A 17,641-nucleotide genomic window follows, 5' to 3' on the forward strand; every position below is an offset into this window, starting at 1 on the left:
CGTTTCACCCGGTTTGCCCGGTGTTGCGTCTCAGCTCTGGTTGAAGAACCCGCCCTCTGCGATACGGGCCTTGTCCTCCGCCGTGACATCGACGTTAGCAGGAGACAGCAGAAACACCTTCTGCGTCACCCGCTCGATGCTCCCGTGCAGACCGAAGACCAGACCGGCGGCGAAGTCGACAAGTCGCTTCGCGTCGGTGTCGTCCATCTCCGTCAAATTCATGATCACCGGGGTGCCCTCACGGAAGTGTTCCCCGATGGTACGGGCCTCGTTGTAGGTCCGGGGGTGCAATGTCGTGATGCGGTAGGGCTCCCGCTCGGACACAACCTTGGGCATGATCACCGGTGCGTTCTTCTCCAAAGAGTGGCGTTCTGGTGTGATGGACGCCACGGGGGCGATTCGCGCGGGTCGTCCCGTTTCCGCTACGAGCGGAGCGGGTTCGCGCTGGGCAGGGGGCTGGGCGACTCGAACCGGTTCGTCCGATTGCGTCTGTTGTGGCTGGTGTTGCTGCCGGCGCCGATCGGGTTCCGGCTCGGGCTCGAACTCGTCGTCGGGGTCGAACCCCGGGCCGTCGTACCCATCGTCCTCCACGAGGCCGAGGTAGACCGCCATCTTGCGCATCGCGCCGGCCATTCTCTGCGTCCTCCGCTCTGTGGTGGATCGGCTCCGCCAACGGGCGCCTTGGATCCACTTGGTCTGTCCGTCTTTTGACGGTAATGACCATATTTTCTGCTGTGGTCCGACTTCTTGGCGACGTTACCGGAGCCTGGGTCGGACTCCGAGTACCGCTGTGCCGACACGTACATGTGTCGCCCCGGCAGCAACGGCATCCTCGAGGTCCGCGCTCATCCCTGCTGACACCATGTTCGCAGCAGGATGGGCCGAGCGCAGGTCCGTTGCGATTTCCATCAGCCGGTCGAAGGCGGCCCGTTGCCGTCCCGCATATGGTCCGACGAGCGGAGCGACCGTCATCAGCCCGGCCGGCCGCAGCCCTTCGGCTTCGGCGAGAGCGTCGGCGAGCGCCGCCACTTCGTCCGGCGCGGCGCCGCCGCGATCCGCCGTCTTCCGCCCGGTCTGTCCCGACTCGGCGTCAAGTGCCACCTGAATCAGGCAGTCGAGCTTACGACCGGACCGGACGGCCGCCGCGGAGAGGGAGTTGACCAGCTTGAGCCGGTCAACCGACTGCACCACATCAGCGTAATTCGCCACGGACCGGACCTTGTTGGTCTGCAGCTGACCGACGAAGTGCCAGCTAAGGGGCAAATCCGAGCATTCGGCGGCTTTGGGGGCCGCGTCCTGGTCGCGGTTCTCCGCGACGTGACGGACACCCAGCTCGGCGAGGAGCCGGACGTCGCTCGCGGGGTAGGTCTTGGTGACCACGATCAGGGTCACCTCCTCCCGCTCGCGGCCGACGGCCGCGCAGGCGGAGGAGATACGTTCCTCCACCTGCGCCAGGTTCTGGGCCAGTTGCGTTCTACGGTCCGTCACAGCTCGGCGTCCAACCAGACATAACTCGCGAGTCGCCCCGTGGTGCGCTCGCGGCGGTACGAGAAATGGTCCTTCGACTCCAGCGTGCAAATGTGAGATTGTCCGCTGATCTGAACGCCGAGCCGGGCGAGTTGGGCCCGGACCCCGGCCGCGACATCCACCGCCGGGGTGCCCTGGCGGGTGGTGGCCCAGGCCTCGGGCACCGACTTCGCGACCTCGGCGCGCATCTCCTCGGGCACCTCGTAGCAGAGTCCGCAGACCGAGGGGCCGAGCCGGGCGACGATCCGGTCGGGTTCCGCGCCGAGCGCGGTCATCGACTCGACGACCGCCGGGACGACTCCCGCGACCAGGCCCGGGCGTCCGGCGTGGGCCGCTCCCGCGACCCCGGCGACGGGGTCCGCGAGCAGAACGGGGGTGCAGTCCGCGGTCAGCACCGCGAGGGCGAGACCCCGGCGGGCGGTCACCAACGCGTCGACGGCCGGGATCGGGGCGGTGGAACCGGAGCCGTGCCACGGCCCGTCGACCACGGCCACGTCCCGGCCGTGCACCTGGTTCATCCAGACCACCGCGGCCGGGTCGAGGCCGAGTGCCTTCGCCGTCCGCTCGCGATTGGTCGCTACGGCCGCGGGGTCGTCCCCGACCGCGCCGCCGAGATTCAGCTCGTCATACGGAGCGGCGCTCACCCCGCCCCACCTGTCGGTGAAGGCGAAGTGCGCGCCGCTCGCGTGCTCTTCGGATGTCACTGCGTGCTGTTGCCCTATCACTGGGGGCCGCTCACTCGCTGCCGCCGGTCTACTTCAGGAAGTCGGGAACATCCAGTTCCTCGGCGGTCGAGTCCTGGTACGGACGGGCCGGCGGGACCTGCGGCGAGGAGACCGGCGGCGCCGGGATCTCGTTGACCGGGCTCGGGTCGGACGGGACCGGCTCCTCGGTGCGCGGGGTCACGCTGCCGAGTCCGCCGAAGGACGGGCGGGACGGCTCGGACCGCTCGGCCGGCCGGCTCGGGGCCGACGTGGCCGGCGCGCTCTCCTCGCGGCCGCCGTAGGAGGAGCCGAGCACCTTGTCGCGGCTGCCCTTGGCCGGCGGCTGGCCGCCGTCGAAGCCTGCCGCGATGACCGTGACCCGGACCTCGTCGCCGAGGGCGTCGTCGATGACGGCGCCGAAGATGATGTTGGCCTCGGGGTGCGCGGCCTCGCTGACCAGCTGCGCCGCCTCGTTGATCTCGAAGAGACCGAGGTCGGAGCCGCCGGAGATGGAGAGCAGCACACCGCGGGCGCCGTCGATGGACGCCTCCAGGAGCGGCGAGGAGATCGCCATCTCCGCGGCGGCCACCGCGCGGTCGTCGCCGCGCGCCGAGCCGATGCCCATGAGCGCCGAGCCGGCCTCGGACATCACGGACTTGACGTCGGCGAAGTCGAGGTTGATCAGGCCCGGGGTGGTGATCAGGTCGGTGATGCCCTGGACACCCGAGAGCAGCACCTGGTCGGCCGACTTGAACGCGTCGAGCACGCTCACCTGACGGTCCGAGATGGACAGCAGTCGGTCGTTGGGGATGACGATGAGGGTGTCGACCTCGTCGCGCAGCCCCGCGATGCCGTCCTCCGCCTGGTTGGCGCGGCGGCGGCCCTCGAAGGTGAACGGGCGGGTGACCACACCGATCGTCAGGGCGCCCAGCGAGCGGGCGATGTTGGCGACGACGGGGGCGCCACCGGTGCCGGTGCCGCCGCCCTCGCCCGCGGTCACGAAGACCATGTCGGCCCCCTTGAGGACCTCCTCGATCTCCTCGCGGTGGTCTTCGGCGGCCTTGCGGCCGACGTCGGGGTTGGCGCCGGCGCCGAGGCCGCGGGTGAGCTCCCGGCCGACGTCGAGCTTGACGTCGGCGTCGCTCATCAGGAGAGCCTGCGCATCGGTGTTGATCGCGATGAACTCGACGCCCTTGAGACCGACCTCGATCATCCGGTTGATGGCGTTCACGCCACCGCCGCCGATACCGACGACCTTGATGACTGCGAGGTAGTTCTGCGGTGCTGCCACGTCGAAGGCCTCTCGCCTCGAGTTACGTATGCCTGGGGGCGGTTCTCAATGCCGACCCGAACCCTAACGTTGAAGTTTAGGGTTACCGGTGTCACTGTTGTCTGGGTTCTCTGAACAGGACACTAAGTCGACAAGCGGTGCGCGTTCAATGAACACGCCGAACCTCCCGTTTTTCTTTTCACCCTATGTGATCACCCATAGTCGTAGCCAACCAGGGTGCTGGCGGGCCCGGATCCGCGTCAACTCCCCGACGCCGCGGGAGCCCCGGGAGCGCTGACGTCGAAGTGGTCCGCACCCCGGGCGGCTTTGAGCAATGCCGTGAGCGTACGGGCCTTCGCGTCCCCCCGTTCACCACTCCCCCAGACGACCGTCCGACCGCCCGTCAGTTCCAGGGTGATGGAGTCGTACGAGCGTACGCGGATCGCCAGGGTGTCCCGGCGGACGGCGGGGGGCAGGTCCACGGCGACCCGGACCGCCTCCCGTTCGAGCCGCTCGGGGCCGAACCGACGGGTACCGGCCGAGTCCTCGGCCGCCATCGTCAGCCGGGGCACCCCCTTCGGGGCTTGATCGACTGTGGCGAACCGCACGCCCGTACCGTCGATTTCGATGAACTTCCCGCCCTTTTCGAGGACGGCTTTCGGCTGCCGCTCGGTCACTTTGAGACTGATTCCGTGCGGCCAGGAACGTTCGACCTCGACCCTCTCGATCCTCGGCAGCCGGTCGCGCAACCGGTCCGCGATGGCGTCGGTGTCGACGGCGGCGAGGGGGTCGCCGAACGGGACGTCGGCCTCCCGGCGGACCTCACCGGACGTCAGTACGGCGGTGCCACTGACCTCCACATGGGTGACCCGCAGCCAGCTGGAGCCGTAGAGCGCCCAGCCGGCGGCCGCACCGAGAGCCACGGTGACGGCCGCCCAGCCGAGCAGCCTGCGCCGGCGCGGGCGGAGCCGGAGGCGGGGGCGGCGCGCCTTCGCCTTGCCCGGCGGCCCGCCGGAGCGGGGCGGGCGAGGCGATTGCCGCGAACGCGGCGGCTTGCCGTTCTTGCCGCCACCGCGCCGGGCGGTCGTCGGTCCGGCCACGCTCCCCGCCTCCTGCTCCTACGGGCCGTCAGCGGGCCCTGCGTGCGGCAATCGCCTCGTACACCATGCCGACGAGCAGCTCGTCGGCGTCCCGGCGCCCGAACTCGGAGGCGGCGCGGGACATCTCGTACAGCCGGTGCGGGTCGGCGAGCACCGGGAGCACATGGCTCTGGACCCACTCGGGGGTCAGCTCGGCGTCGTCGACCAGCAGACCGCCGCCCGCCTTGACCACCGGCTGGGCGTTGAGCCGCTGTTCGCCGTTGCCGATGGGCAGCGGGACGTAGGCGGCCGGGAGCCCGACGGCGGACAGCTCGGCGACGGTCATCGCGCCCGCACGGCAGAGCATCATGTCCGCCGCGGCGTACGCGAGGTCCATCCGGTCCACATACGGTACCGGGATATAGGGCGGCATTCCGGGCATGTTGTCCACGTGCGGCAGGTCGTTCTTCGGGCCGACCGCGTGCAGGATCTGGATGCCGGAGCGCTGGAGCATCGGCGCGACCGCCTGGACGACCTCGTTCAGCCGGCGGGCGCCCTGCGAGCCGCCGGAGACCAGCAGCGTCGGCAGGTTGGGGTCGAGCCCGAACGCCGCGCGCGCCTCGGGCCGGACCGCGGTCCGGTCGAGGGTGGCAATGGTGCGGCGCAGCGGGATGCCGACGTAGCGGGCGTTGCGCAGCTTGCTGTCCGGGGTGCTCACCGCGACGGACGCGGCGTAGCGCGAGCCGATCTTGTTGGCGAGGCCGGGCCGGGCGTTGGCCTCGTGGACGATGATCGGCACGCCGAGCCGCTTGGCGGCCAGATAGCCGGGCAGCGCCACATAGCCGCCGAAGCCCACCACGCAGTCGGCCTTGGTCCGCTCCAGGATCTGCTCGGCGGCCTTGATGGTGCCGCGCAGCCGCCCCGGGACGGTGATCAGCTCGGGCGTGGGCTTACGGGGCAGGGGTACGGCGGGGATCAGCCCCAGTTCATAGCCCCGCTCGGGCACGAGCCGGGTCTCCAGGCCCCGCTCCGTGCCGAGCGCCGTGATCCCCACGGTCGGGTCCTGCCTGCGCAGGGCGTCCGCGAGGGCGAGCGCGGGCTCGATGTGGCCGGCGGTCCCCCCGCCGGCGAGTACGACATGCACCGAAATTCACCGCTCTCCGGACGGTCGCTTCTTGACGCGCCGTCTCATCGTCTTCCATCTCACCCCAGGCTGCCGCATGGCGAGCGCTGCCCGCGCACCGGGCTCGTCGCGCGCGAAGGCGATCAGCAGTCCGATGGCGAACATGGTCGGCAGCAGGGCGGAACCCCCGTAGGAGAACAGCGGCAGGGGGACACCGGCGATCGGCAGCAAGCCGAGCACCGCACCGATGTTGACCACGGCCTGCGCCGTGATCCAGGTGGTCACACCTCCCGCTGCGTACCTCACGAAGGGGTCCTCCGTGCGTCCGGCCACGCGGATACCCGCATAGCCTAGAGCCGCGAAGAGGGCGAGTACCGACAGCGTCCCCGCGAGACCGAGTTCCTCACCGGTGATGGCGAAGATGAAGTCCGTGTGGGGCTCGGGGAGTTCGCCCCATTTCTCCACACTCGCTCCCAGTCCCGCGCCGAACCAGCCGCCGTTGGCGAGGGCGTAGATCCCGTGCACGGCCTGCCAGCACCGGTCGTCGGTGCCCGGTTCGGTCGCGCCGATGCAGGCGAGACGGGACATGCGGTTGGCACTGGTCTTGATGAACAGCGCGGCGAGCACGGCGGTGACGCCGAAGATCCCCGCGAAGAGCCGGGTCGGGGCGCCCGCCACCCACAGCAGGCCGAGCAGGACCACGGTGAGGACGACGGTGGTGCCCATGTCGCCGCCCAGCATGATCAGGCCGAGCAGCAGGAAGGTGACGGGCACCAGGGGCACCAGGAGGTGCTTCCACTGGGTGAGCAGCTTCTTGGACTGTTTGCGCGCCAGCAGGTCGGCGCCCCACAGCACGAGGGCGAGCTTGGCGAACTCGCTGGGCTGGAGCTGGAAGGGCCCGCCGAGGGAGATCCAGTTGGTGTTGCCGTTGATGGTCTCCCCGATGCCGGGCACCTGGACCAGGCAGAGCGCGAAGAGCGACCCGGCCAGCAGCGGGTAGGCCAGCGCCCGCAGCAGTTTGACGGGCAGCCGGGCGGCGGCCAGCAGGAGGACGGTGCCGATGGCGGCGGCCAGCAGCTGCTTGCGGAAGAAGAAGCTGGGCGCCAGGCCGTTCTGCAGGGCCTTGATCTGGGACGCGGAGTAGACCATCACCAGGCCGAGCACGGTGATCAGCAGGGAGCCGCCGAGGACGAGGTAGTACGCGGTCAGCGGGCGGTCCCAGGCGCGCTTCACGCGGGCGTGCAGGGCGCGCAGCCCGCTGCCGGACGGCCGCCGCCCGGGCGGCCGCGAGCCCCCCGCGCGGATCCGTGCGGGGCGGGGGGAGCGCTGGGGCCGGGGCCGGGCGGGGGCCCCGCGCAGGGCCCACAGGCCGCCCGGTGCGCCCCCGGGGCGCGCGGTGTCGTCGGCGTGCATCCGGGTGTCCCCTCCGCTGGTCTCCTGCGCCGCCGGCCCGCGCCGCGGGGGTCCCGGCGGCTACTCCTCCGGGTGTCGGCCGGAGGCCAGTTCCCGGACCGCTTCGGCGAAGGCCTCGCCGCGCTTGTTGTAGTTGACGAACATGTCCATCGAGGCGCACGCCGGGGCCATGAGGACGGTGTCCCCGGGCCGGGCGAGCCGCGCCGCTTCCCGGACCGCCGCCGCCATCGCCCCAGTGTCGGTCCGGTCGAGGTCCACCACCGGCACATCGGGGGCGTGTCGCGCCAGCGCTTGGCGGATCAGCTCCCGGTCGGCCCCGATGAGGACGACGCCGCGCAGCCGCCGCGCGGAGGCGCTGACCAGGCCGTCGAAGGTGGCGCCCTTGGCGAGGCCGCCCGCGATCCACACGATCGACTCGTAGGCCGCCAAGGACGCCTGGGCGGCGTGGGTGTTGGTGGCCTTGGAGTCGTCCACGTAGGCGACGCCGTCGACGTCGGCGACGTGGGCGATGCGGTGCGCGTCGGGCCGGAAGGCGCGCAGTCCGTCCCGTACGGCCGTGGCCGGGACGCCGAAGGCGCGGGCCAGGGCCGCCGCCGCGAGGGCGTTGGCGATGTTGTGCGGGGCGGCCGGGGTCACGTCCGAGATCTCGGCCAGCTCCTGCGCCTGCTCCCGGCGGTTCTCGACGAAGGCGCGGTCGACGAGGATGCCGTCGACCACCCCGAGCTCGGAGGGGCCGGGGGTGCCGAGGGTGAAGCCGATGGCCCGGCAGCCCTCCTCGACGTCGGCCTGCATGACCAGGCGCTCGGTGGCGGGATCGGCGACGTTGTAGACGCAGGCGATCTCGTTGCCCTCGTAGATGCGGCCCTTGTCGGCGGCGTACGCCTCCATGGAGCCGTGCCAGTCGAGGTGGTCGGGTGCGAGGTTGAGCACGGCCGCGGAGTGGGCGCGCACGGACGGCGCCCAGTGCAGCTGGTAGCTGGAGAGTTCGACGGCGAGCACGTCGTACGGCTCGGCTCCGTCGCGGCCCTGGGCGAGCACCACGTCGATGATCGGGGTGCCGATGTTGCCGACGGCGACGGTGCGCAGTCCGGCGGCCTCCAGGATGGAGGCGAGCATCTGGACCGTGGTGGTCTTGCCGTTGGTGCCGGTGACGGCGAGCCAGGGGGCCGCCTGCTCGCCGCGGGCGCCGCGCAGCCGCCAGGCGATCTCGACGTCGCCGACGACGTCCACGCCGGCCTCGGCGGCGGCGGCGAAGAGCGGGCTCCCCGGCTTCCAGCCCGGTGAGGTGACGACCAGTCCGGTGCCCGGGGGCAGGGTGTCGGCGTCGGCGAGGCGGACGGCGATGCCCTCGCGCTCCAGCTCGGCGGCGCGCTCTCGGTGGGTGGCGCTGTCACCGCCGTCGACGACGGTCACCCGCGCGCCGAGGCCGGCCAGGGCGCGGGCGGCGCTGACGCCGCTCACGCCGAGGCCGGCGACGGTGATGTGCCGACCGGCCCACTCCTGGGCGGCGGAAGAGGTGGTGGGGGTCACTTGATGGCCAGCCATCCGGCGTAGAAGAGTCCGAGACCGACGGCCACGCAGAGGCCCTGGATGATCCAGAAGCGGACCACCACAAGGACTTCGCTCCACCCCTTGAGTTCGAAGTGGTGCTGGAGCGGGGCCATCCGGAAGACGCGCTTCCCGGTGAGGCGGAACGAGCCGACCTGGATCACGACGGACATCGTGATGAGGACGAACAGACCGCCGAGGAGGGCGAGCAGCAGCTCGGTGCGGGAGCAGATGGCCAGTCCCGCGAGGGCGCCGCCGAGGGCGAGCGAGCCGGTGTCACCCATGAAGATCTTGGCGGGCGAGGTGTTCCACCACAGGAAGCCGAAGCAGGAGCCCATCAGGGCGGAGGCGACGACGGCGAGGTCGAGCGGGTCGCGGACCTCGTAGCAGGCGGCGCCGGCGGTCAGCGGGTTGCCGCAGGACTGTCCGTGCTGCCAGGTGCCGATGAAGACGTAGGCGCCGAAGACCATCACGGAGGCGCCGGTGGCGAGGCCGTCGAGACCGTCGGTGAGGTTCACGCCGTTCGACATCGCGAGGATCATGAACAGCGCCCAGACCACGAAGATCACGGGGCCGACGGACCAGCCGAAGTCCTGGGTGAAGGACAGCTTGTCGGAGGCCGGGGTCTGGCCCCGGGTGTCCGCGAACTGCAGCGCGAGGACCGCGAAGGCGATGCCGACGATGAGCTGGCCGGCCATCTTGGCCTTGGCGCGCAGGCCCAGGCTCCGCTGCTTGACGATCTTGATGTAGTCGTCGAGGAAGCCGACCAGGCCCATGCCCGCCATCAGGAACAGCACCAGCACGCCGGAGAACGTCGGCTCGTGGCTGGTGATGACCTTGGTCAGGGCGTACGCGATGAGCGTGGCCAGGATGAAGGCGATGCCACCCATGGTGGGCGTACCGCGCTTGCTGTGGTGCTCGCGCGGGCCGTCGTCACGGATGAACTGGCCGTAGCCCTTGCGGGCCAGGAACTTGATCAGCAGCGGGGTGCCGACCAGGGTCAGCAGCAGGCCGATGACACCCGCGAACAGGATCTGGTTCATCAGCCGGAGACCTCACCATCGGCCGCGAGCAGCGCGGCCGCGACCCGCTCCAGGCCGACCGACCTGGACGCCTTCATCAGCACGACGTCTCCCGGACGCAGCTCGCTGCGCAACAGGTCGACCGCCGCCTGCGCGTCGGACACGTGCACCGACTCCTCACCCCACGAACCCTCGTTATAGGCACCCATTTGCAGCCAGGCCGCTTCCCTGCCCCCGACTGCCACGAGCTTGCTGACGTTGAGCCGGACGGCGAGCCGCCCGACCGCGTCGTGCTCGGCGAGTGAGTCCTCGCCGAGCTCGGCCATCTGACCGAGCACGGCCCACGTGCGGCCCCCCTTCGCCGTGGCGGCTTGACCCATGGCGGCCAGCGCGCGCAGCGCGGCTCTCATGGATTCGGGGTTCGCGTTGTAGGCGTCGTTGACGATCGTCACGCCGTCCGCACGCTCGGTGACCTCCATCCGCCAGCGGGAGAGCTGTCCCGCCTCGGAGAGCGCGGTGGCGATCTCCTGCGCGGGCATGCCCAGCTCATGGGCGACGGCGGCGGCGGCGAGCGCGTTCGACACGTGGTGCTCACCGTACAGCCGCATGGTCACGTCCCCGCACCCGGTGGGTGTGTGAAGCGTGAAGGCGGGCTGTCCGGTCGCGGTGAGGCGGACGTTCTCGGCCCGGATGTCCGCGTCGTCGGCCTCGCCGAACAGGACGGTACGGGCCTTGGTGCGGGTGCTCATGGCCCGGACGAGGGGGTCGTCGGCGTTGAGCACGGCGATGCCGCCCTCCGCCGCGGTGGGCAGCACCTCGACCAGCTCGCCCTTGGCCACGGCGATCTGCTCGCGGCCGCCGAACTCGCCGATGTGCGCGGTGCCGACGTTCAGCACGAGGCCGATGCGCGGCGGGGTGAGCTCGGCGAGGTAGCGGATGTGGCCGACGCCGCGGGCGCCCATCTCCAGCACGAGGTGGCGGGTGCTCTCCTGCGCGCGCAGCGCGGTCAGCGGGAGGCCGATCTCGTTGTTGAAGTTGCCGGGCGGCCCCACGGTCGGGCCGAGGCGCTCCAGGAGCTGGGCGATCAGGTCCTTGGTGCTGGTCTTGCCGGCCGAGCCGGTGAGCGCGACGACGGTGGTGCCGAGCCGCTCGACGACGGCGCGGGCGAGGGCGCCGAGGGCGGCGACGACGTCCTCGACGACGATGGCGGGCACGCCGACGGGCCGGGCGGCCAGTACGGCCACCGCGCCCGCGGCGACCGCGCGCTCGGCGTAGTCGTGGCCGTCGACGTTCTCCCCGGGCAGCGCCGCGAAGAGGCTGCCGGGCCGCACGTCACGGGAGTCGATCACGACCGGGCCGTCGGCGGCGACGCCCGGGTCCGGTATGTCGTGCTGCTGCCCGCCGACGATGGCGGTGATCTCGGCGAGAGACAGAGCGATCACTGAGATTTACCTCCGGCCGTTCGGGAGGGCTTCCGTGGGGAGGGTTGTGCGCGCATGGCGGTCTGTCATCCCTGGTCGTTCCGGTGCTTGGTCGACAGGCGCAGTCGCTCGGCCTCGATGGCCTCGCGCAGCACCTGGCGGTCGTCGAAGGGGCGGACCACTCCGGCGATGTCCTGGCCCTGCTCGTGGCCCTTGCCCAGGACGAGGACGGTGTCACCCGGCTCGGCGCGGGCGACGGCGGCGGCGATGGCGTCGGCCCGCTCCTCCGCGAGGAGGACCGTGCCGCGCTCGTGGACGGGCACCTCGGCGGCGCCCGCGAGCATGGTGGCGAGGATCGCGAGGGGGTCCTCGGAGCGGGGGTTGTCGGAGGTCAGTACGGCCGTGTCGGCGAGCCGGGCCAGGGCCGCGCCCATCGGGGCGCGCTTGGTCCGGTCGCGGTCGCCGCCGCAGCCGAGGACGGCGTGGATCCGGCCCTTGCCGACCTTGCGCAGGGCGCGGAGAACCGATTCGACGGCGTCCGTCTTGTGGGCGTAGTCGACGACGGCGAGGTAGGGCTGGCCCGCGTCGACGCGCTCCAGCCGGCCGGGCACGCCGGGCACGGCCGCGACGCCGTCGGCGGCGGTCTGCGGGTCGATGCCGGCGGCGACGAGCGCGGTGATGGCGGCGAGGGCATTGGCGACGTTGAACGGGCCGGCGAGCGGCGCCCGGGCGGTGATCGACCGGCCCTCGGGGCCGAGGACGGTGAAGTCGGAGTCGAACGGGCCGACGCGGACGTCCGTGGCGCGCCAGTCGGCGTCGGGGTGCCCCTCCGCCGAGAAGGTGATGACCGGGACCTCGGAGGCGCCCTCGGCGAGGCGGCGGCCGTACTCGTCGTCGAGGTTGACGACGCCGAGGCGGCTGCGGGCCTTGGTGAAGAGCCGGGCCTTGGCCTGGAAGTAGTCCTCCATGCCGGAGTGGAACTCCATGTGCTCCGGGCTGAGGTTGTTGAAGATCGCGACGTCGAAGACGCAGCCGTCGACGCGGCCGAGCATCAGGGCGTGGCTGGAGACCTCCATGGCCACCGAGCGGACGCCGCGCTCGCGCATGACCGCGAAGAGCGCCTGGAGGTCGGTCGCCTCGGGCGTGGTGCGCTCGGACTTGATGCGCTCGTCACCGATCCGGGACTCCACCGTGCCGATGAGGCCCGTCAGGCCCCCGGACGCGCCGGCGGCGGCCTTCAGGCCGCCCTCGATGAGGTAGGCGGTGGTGGTCTTGCCGGAGGTGCCGGTGATGCCGATCTGGAGCAGGTCGCGGCCCGGCTCGCCGTAGATCGTCGCGGCGAGCGCGCCCATGCGGCCGCGCGGGTCGTCGACGGTGAGGACGGGCAGGCCGGCGGCCCGGGCGCGGTCGGTGCCGGACGGGTCGGTCAGCACCGCCACCGCGCCGAGCCCGGCGGCCTGGGCGGCGAAGTCCGCGCCGTGGAAGCGGGCGCCGGGCAGGGCGGCGTAGATGTCGCCCGGGCGCACGGCCCGCGAGTCGTGGGTGATGCCGGTGACCATGACGGTCGCGGGGGCCTCGTCGGCAGCCGCGGCGTCAGGGGTGGCGGCGATGCCCAGCTGACCGGCGAGCTCCGCGAGCGGCGCGGGGCGGACCTGGGTGGGGCGGGGCGCTCCCGGGTACATGGCGGGGGCGTCCGTGGGGCTGGTGTGGGACTGATCAGCGTGGGGCACGGCGGTGAGCGTACCGGGCGCACCCGCCCGGCCGCGAAGCGAGGGGCGCGCCGGGTCGCGGTTCCCCGGATCCACAGTGATCGTCGTCACGGCCGCCCCCGGTTCAGCGGTCGCCGTAGTTCACCGGCAGCCGCGGAGGCTGGGTGCCGGACGGCGGCACCTGGAGGGTCTTGAGCGCGAACTCCATGACCTTCTTGTAGACGGGGCCGCAGATCTGGCCGCCGAAATAGCTGCCCTCGGTGGGGTTCTGGATGGCGCAGTAGACGGTGATCCGGGGCTGGTCGGCGGGGGCGAATCCGGCGAAGGAGGCGGTGTAGCCGTGGTAGCGGCCGGTCTGCGGATCCACCCGGTTGGACGTGCCGGTCTTGCCCGCGACGCGGTAGCCGGGGATCTTCGCCTTGGTGCCGGTGCCCTCCCGGTCGTCGACGACGGATTCCAGCATGGTGGACAGGGTCTTGGCGGTCCGCTCGCTGATCACGCGGGTGCGCGGCGGGGCCGGGGCGGGGGTGAAGCGGCCGTCGGGGCCCTTGATGCCGCGGACGAGCGTGGGCTGCACCCGCTCGCCGCCGCCGGCGATGGTGGAGTAGACGGACGCGGCCTGTACGGCGTTCAGGGAGAGGCCCTGGCCGAAGGGGATCGTGTACTGCTGGGAGGCGCTCCACTTGTGCGGCGGGGCGAGGATGCCGGGCGTCTCGCCCGGGAAGCCGAGGCCGGTGGGCGCACCCATGCCGAATTTCCGCAGGTAGGAGTGGAGGACGCGGTTGGCCTGGGCCTGGTCCTTGCCGAGCTGCTCGGCGGCGAGGATCGTGCCGATGTTGCTGGACTTGGCGAGCACGCCGTTGAGGGTGAGGTGCCAGGTGGCGTGGTCGATGTCGTCGGCGAAGGCCCGGTCGGCGCGGGGCAGCCGGTTCGGCACCTCGACATGGGTGGCCGGGGTGGCCTTGCCCTCCTCCAGGACGGCGGCGATGGTCATCACCTTGCTGACGCTGCCCGGCTCGTACGCGTCCTGGAGCGCGGCGTTGCCCATGGCGTTGCCGTCGGCGTGGGCGAGGTCGTTGGGGTTGTAGCCCGGGGCGTTGGCCATGGCCAGGATCTCGCCGCTGCGGGTGTCCTGGACGACGACGTAGCCGCGGTCCGCGGCGGACTCCTTCACCTGCTCGGCGATGGCGTTCTGGGCGGCCCACTGGATGTCGCGGTCGATGGTCAGCTCGACGTCGGAGCCGGGCACGGCGGGCTGTTCCTTGAGGTCGCCGGTGGGGACCTGGCGGCCGCCGGACTGGGCGTAGACGAGCTTGCCGTCCTTGCCGGCGAGCTCCTTGTTCAGCTGGGCCTCGATGCCGCCGCCGCCGCGGCCCTCGGCGTTGACGAAGCCCAGTATCCCGGCGGCGAGGTCCCCGTTGGGGTAGACGCGCTTGCTGTGGGACTCGCGGTTGACGCCGGCGAGGACGTCGGCGCCCTGCTTGGCCTTGGCCCGGTCGGCGACGGTCTTCTTGAGCTCCTTGATCCTGTTCCAGACCTTGGGCGACTGCCGGCGGGCGAGCACGACGTACTTCGACTTGGGGTTGGCGGTGAGCTTCTGCTCCAGCTCCGCCGGCCGCTCGGCGAGCAGGGGGGCGAGCAGCTCGGCGGCCTGGCGGGCCGCGTCGGGCGTCTTGATCCGCTCGGGGGTCAGCAGGTCGGGGGCGGCGGTGATGTCGTAGGCGTCGACGGTGGTGGCGAGGTCGATGCCGGCCCGGTCGGTGATGGCGCCGCGCTCGGCGGCCAGCGTGACGGGGATGTAGCGGTTGACGTTCGCCTTGGCGGCGTAGGCACTGGCGTCCACGGCCTGCACCTGGAGCAGCCGCACGGTGAAGACCAGCAGGACGAGCGTGAGCCCGGCGCCGACCAGCCGCAGCCGGGGCCGGGGGCTGCCGAGCCGCAGCGGCCGGGCGCCGCCGCGGTAGCCCGCGGGCCGGGGGGCGGGGCGGGCGGGCCCGGGGACGCGCTTGCGGGGGTCGCGGGGCCCTTGGGGGCGGCGGGGGGCCGTCATGCCGCGCTCACCCTCCGGGGCCGCCGCGGGTGCGCGGCCGGGGGCCCGGCCGGCCCGGCGGCCGGGTGGGCCTGCGAGAAGCGCGGGGGCCGTACCCCGGGGGTTTGCGGCACTGCGTCACCTGCCGGTGGTCGGAACGGTCTTCACTGCCGTACGGGCGTCGGGGGCGGGGACCTGGGGAGCCTGGGGCACCTGGGAAGCGGGGGCCTCGGGGACGGGAACCGGGACCGGGAGCGGCGGCGGGGCGGGGGCCGCCGGGGCCGGGGGCGGGGTGGCCGCCTCCAGCGGGGTGGTGAGGGAGGCGGGGTCGGCGGCGGCCGGGGACGGGGCGCCGTGGACGGTGCCGTCCGGGTCGAGGAAGACGGGGCTGCCGCCGGGGACCATGCCGAGCTCGCGGGCGCGGCGCTCCAGGGCGTCCGGGGCGGCGAGCTGGTCGACCTCCTGCTGCAGCGCCTGCTGCTCGTCGGTCAGCTCGGTGGTCTTGCGCTGGAGCCGGCTGAGCTCGAAGGAGCCCTGGTTGAGCGAGGAGTTGAGCACCAGCAGCGAGAGCAGCCCGGAGCCGAGCAGCACCACGACCAGCAGGACGAAGGGGGTCCGCTTCGCTCCGACGGCTCCGGCGGGCAGCAGCCGGATCAGGCGCGCGCCCGGGCCGCGGGCAGCCGGTGTCACGGGGCGTCCTCGCGGATGCGCTCGGCGCCGCGCAGCCGGGCGGGGGCGGCCCGGCGGTTCTCGGCGATCTCTTCCTCGGTGGGCAGCTCGGCGCCGCGGGTGAGGAGCTTCAGGCGCGGCTGGTAGCGCTCGGGGACGACCGGCAGCCCGGGCGGCGCGGTGTTGGCGGCGCCCGCCGCGAAGACCTGCTTGACGATGCGGTCCTCCAGCGACTGGTAGGACAGCACGGCGATCCGGCCGCCGACCGCGAGGGCGGCGACGGCGTTGGGGATGGCCTGCTCGACGCTGGCCAGCTCCGCGTTGACCTCGATGCGCAGGGCCTGGAAGGTGCGCTTGGCGGGGTTGCCGCCGGTGCGCTTGGCGGCCTGCGGCAGCGCGTCACGGATCAGCTCGACGAGCCGGGCGCTGTTGGTGAAGGGCTCCTTCGCCCGCTCCTTGACGATGGCGCTGACGATCCGCTTGGCCTGCTTCTCCTCGCCGTAGGCGCGCAGGATCCGCACGAGCTCGCCGGGGGCGTAGGTGTTGAGGACCTCCGCGGCGCTGAGTCCCGTCGTCTGGTCCATCCGCATGTCCAGCGGGGCGTCCTGGGCGTAGGCGAAGCCGCGGTCGGCCTCGTCGAGCTGCATGGAGGACACGCCGAGGTCGAAGAGGACGCCCTGGACGCGCGGGATCCCCAGCTTCTCCAGCACCTCGGGGAGCTCGTGGTAGACGGCGCGCACCAGCGTGGCGCGGTCGCCGAAGGGGGCGAGCCGCTCCCCGGCGAGCGCCAGGGCGGTGGGGTCGCGGTCGAGGGCGACGAGCCGGACCTCGGGGAAGCGGGTGAGCAGCGCCTCGCTGTGGCCGCCGGCGCCGAGGGTGCAGTCGACGACGACCGCGCCGGGCTCGGCGAGAGCGGGGGCGAGCATGTCCAGGCAACGCTGGAGCATGACGGGGACGTGTCGCGCGTTGCTGCTCATGCGCCCTTCTGAGAGTCCGGGGAGGTCCGCGGGCGTACGCATCCCCGGGTCCCCGCCCGCTCGAAGGGGAAGCGGCCGGTCCGGCACCGGGGAAGTGGTGTCGGGCGACCGGGGAGCGGGAGGAGGCCGAGGGGTACGTACGCGGCGCGCACGTGCGGGTTTTTCGGTTCCAAGGGGAGCGTCAGGCCTCCCACTTCGCGCCACTTTAGTCCACTCGTCCCTTCGGTCAATCAACCGGCCAGCGCGTCCCGGCCCGGCCTGGGGCGCGGCCGGGAGAACGCGCCGGGAACGGGTCGGGGCGGGGGTGAGGACGCCGTGACCGGGCCGGGCCGGGGGCGCACTCACCCGTACGGCGGCAGGGGCGTCCGGCCTGTGGCTTACCTCACAGAAGCCGCGTTGGCGATGTTTGCCCTCCCTTATAGCGGGCCGATCAGCCGCTGGCCGACTACCTTCGTGCATATGTCGATATCCGCGTCTCAGCCCTCGCAGCCGACCTCCGACCGCGACCACTCCGACCAGACGGTCACCGACCGTCTGGTCGAGGCCAACGCAAAGTACGCCTCGGCGTTCGTCGACCCGGGCATGGACGCCCGTCCCGTGCTGAAGGTCGCCGTGGTGGCCTGCATGGACGCCCGTATCGACCTGCACGCCGCGCTCGGCCTGGAGCTCGGCGACTGCCACACCATCCGCAACGCCGGCGGTGTGGTCACCGACGACATCATCCGCTCCCTGACGATCAGCCAGCGGGCGCTCGGCACCCGCTCGGTGGTGCTGATCCACCACACCGGCTGCGGTCTGCTGAACCTGACCGAGGACTTCCGGCACGAGATCGAGGCGGAGGTCGGGCAGCGCCCGGCGTGGGCGGTGGAGGCGTTCAAGGACCTCGACAAGGATGTCCGGCAGTCCATGCAGCGGGTCCGCACCTCGCCGTTCCTGCCGCACACCGACGACGTGCGCGGGTTCGTCTTCGACGTGACGACGGGTCTGCTGCGCGAGATCGACCCGCAGCGCTGATTGTCCACAGGCGGTGACGCAACACCGCCTGAGCGGCGAGAATGCGTACGTGGCGCCCGCCCCCGCGACCGGCGGGGGCGCGGCGGACACGTTTTGGGGAGGGCCGGTCCGTACCCACGGGCCCGGCTCGGACTGG

15 protein-coding genes are annotated in these 17,641 nt (G+C 72.3%); 1 reads left to right on the top strand and 14 read right to left on the bottom strand.

Annotated elements, in window-relative coordinates; all coding sequences use genetic code 11:
* Positions 1-30 precede the first annotated feature (30 nt).
* From JO379_RS09230 to rsmH, 14 genes are all read right to left on the bottom strand, one after another.
* On the bottom strand, positions 31-633 hold the full coding sequence (locus JO379_RS09230; protein ID WP_130877828.1) for a cell division protein SepF: 603 nt from the start codon (positions 631-633) through the stop codon (positions 31-33).
* A 123-nt stretch (positions 634-756) separates the two neighbouring features.
* Entirely contained in the window at positions 757-1,488 is a 732-nt protein-coding gene (locus JO379_RS09235; RefSeq protein WP_209514560.1) for a YggS family pyridoxal phosphate-dependent enzyme, read from the bottom strand.
* Positions 1,485-2,252 (bottom strand): peptidoglycan editing factor PgeF, encoded by a 768-nt coding sequence (pgeF, locus tag JO379_RS09240; protein ID WP_130877323.1) that lies wholly within the window; start codon positions 2,250-2,252, stop codon positions 1,485-1,487. Before pgeF ends, JO379_RS09235 begins: the two co-directional genes overlap by 4 nt.
* 28 nt (positions 2,253-2,280) lie before the next feature.
* The gene (gene ftsZ, locus JO379_RS09245) at positions 2,281-3,522 is read right to left on the bottom strand and encodes a cell division protein FtsZ (RefSeq protein WP_130877324.1); all 1,242 of its coding nucleotides are present in this window, start codon (positions 3,520-3,522) and stop codon (positions 2,281-2,283) included.
* Between the two features lie 239 nt (positions 3,523-3,761).
* Entirely contained in the window at positions 3,762-4,601 is an 840-nt protein-coding gene (locus JO379_RS09250; protein WP_207303878.1) for a cell division protein FtsQ/DivIB, read from the bottom strand.
* A gap of 28 nt (positions 4,602-4,629) precedes the next feature.
* Positions 4,630-5,724 (bottom strand): undecaprenyldiphospho-muramoylpentapeptide beta-N-acetylglucosaminyltransferase, encoded by a 1,095-nt coding sequence (gene murG, locus JO379_RS09255; protein ID WP_209514562.1) that lies wholly within the window; start codon positions 5,722-5,724, stop codon positions 4,630-4,632.
* Between the two features lie 6 nt (positions 5,725-5,730).
* Positions 5,731-7,116 (bottom strand): putative lipid II flippase FtsW, encoded by a 1,386-nt coding sequence (ftsW, locus tag JO379_RS09260; RefSeq protein ID WP_242625992.1) that lies wholly within the window; start codon positions 7,114-7,116, stop codon positions 5,731-5,733.
* Positions 7,117-7,176: 60 nt separating this feature from the next.
* Complete coding sequence (murD, locus tag JO379_RS09265) at positions 7,177-8,661, bottom strand: UDP-N-acetylmuramoyl-L-alanine--D-glutamate ligase (protein ID WP_209514563.1); 1,485 nt, start codon at positions 8,659-8,661, stop codon at positions 7,177-7,179.
* Positions 8,643-9,707, bottom strand: coding sequence for a phospho-N-acetylmuramoyl-pentapeptide-transferase (mraY, locus tag JO379_RS09270; protein WP_130877327.1), 1,065 nt, complete (start codon positions 9,705-9,707; stop codon positions 8,643-8,645). The genes murD and mraY overlap by 19 nt, the downstream gene beginning before the upstream one ends.
* Positions 9,707-11,128: a UDP-N-acetylmuramoyl-tripeptide--D-alanyl-D-alanine ligase gene (locus JO379_RS09275; RefSeq protein ID WP_130877328.1), complete on the bottom strand. Its 1,422-nt coding sequence runs from the start codon at positions 11,126-11,128 to the stop codon at positions 9,707-9,709. The genes mraY and JO379_RS09275 overlap by 1 nt, the downstream gene beginning before the upstream one ends.
* Positions 11,129-11,193: 65 nt before the next feature.
* Positions 11,194-12,927 carry a UDP-N-acetylmuramoyl-L-alanyl-D-glutamate--2,6-diaminopimelate ligase gene (locus JO379_RS09280; RefSeq protein ID WP_130877329.1) on the bottom strand — a complete coding sequence of 578 codons (1,734 nt, stop codon included), beginning with the start codon at positions 12,925-12,927 and terminating at the stop codon, positions 11,194-11,196.
* 13 nt (positions 12,928-12,940) lie between these two features.
* Positions 12,941-14,866 (bottom strand): peptidoglycan D,D-transpeptidase FtsI family protein, encoded by a 1,926-nt coding sequence (locus JO379_RS09285; protein WP_130877330.1) that lies wholly within the window; start codon positions 14,864-14,866, stop codon positions 12,941-12,943.
* Between the two features lie 117 nt (positions 14,867-14,983).
* Entirely contained in the window at positions 14,984-15,535 is a 552-nt protein-coding gene (ftsL, locus tag JO379_RS09290) for a cell division protein FtsL (protein ID WP_130877331.1), read from the bottom strand.
* The gene (rsmH, locus tag JO379_RS09295; protein ID WP_209514565.1) at positions 15,532-16,491 is read right to left on the bottom strand and encodes a 16S rRNA (cytosine(1402)-N(4))-methyltransferase RsmH; all 960 of its coding nucleotides are present in this window, start codon (positions 16,489-16,491) and stop codon (positions 15,532-15,534) included. The genes ftsL and rsmH overlap by 4 nt, the downstream gene beginning before the upstream one ends.
* Before the next feature lie 459 nt (positions 16,492-16,950).
* On the opposite strand from rsmH, the gene JO379_RS09300 reads away from it, so the two are divergent.
* Positions 16,951-17,505 carry a beta-class carbonic anhydrase gene (locus JO379_RS09300; protein WP_130877333.1) on the top strand — a complete coding sequence of 185 codons (555 nt, stop codon included), beginning with the start codon at positions 16,951-16,953 and terminating at the stop codon, positions 17,503-17,505.
* The last annotated feature ends 136 nt before the right edge of the window (positions 17,506-17,641 follow it).

The sequence above is a fragment of the Streptomyces syringium genome (assembly GCF_017876625.1).
Classification (GTDB): Bacteria; Actinomycetota; Actinomycetes; order Streptomycetales; family Streptomycetaceae; genus Streptomyces; species Streptomyces syringius.

Coding starts and splice junctions, on each gene's coding strand:
- JO379_RS09230 (WP_130877828.1), bottom strand. CDS start 633: ATGGCCGGCGCGATGCGCAAGATGGCGGTCTACCTCGGCCTCGTGGAG.
- ftsW (WP_242625992.1), bottom strand. CDS start 7,116: ATGCACGCCGACGACACCGCGCGCCCCGGGGGCGCACCGGGCGGCCTG.
- murD (WP_209514563.1), bottom strand. CDS start 8,661: ATGGCTGGCCATCAAGTGACCCCCACCACCTCTTCCGCCGCCCAGGAG.
- mraY (WP_130877327.1), bottom strand. CDS start 9,707: ATGAACCAGATCCTGTTCGCGGGTGTCATCGGCCTGCTGCTGACCCTG.
- JO379_RS09285 (WP_130877330.1), bottom strand. CDS start 14,866: ATGACGGCCCCCCGCCGCCCCCAAGGGCCCCGCGACCCCCGCAAGCGC.
- rsmH (WP_209514565.1), bottom strand. CDS start 16,491: ATGAGCAGCAACGCGCGACACGTCCCCGTCATGCTCCAGCGTTGCCTG.
- JO379_RS09300 (WP_130877333.1), top strand. CDS start 16,951: ATGTCGATATCCGCGTCTCAGCCCTCGCAGCCGACCTCCGACCGCGAC.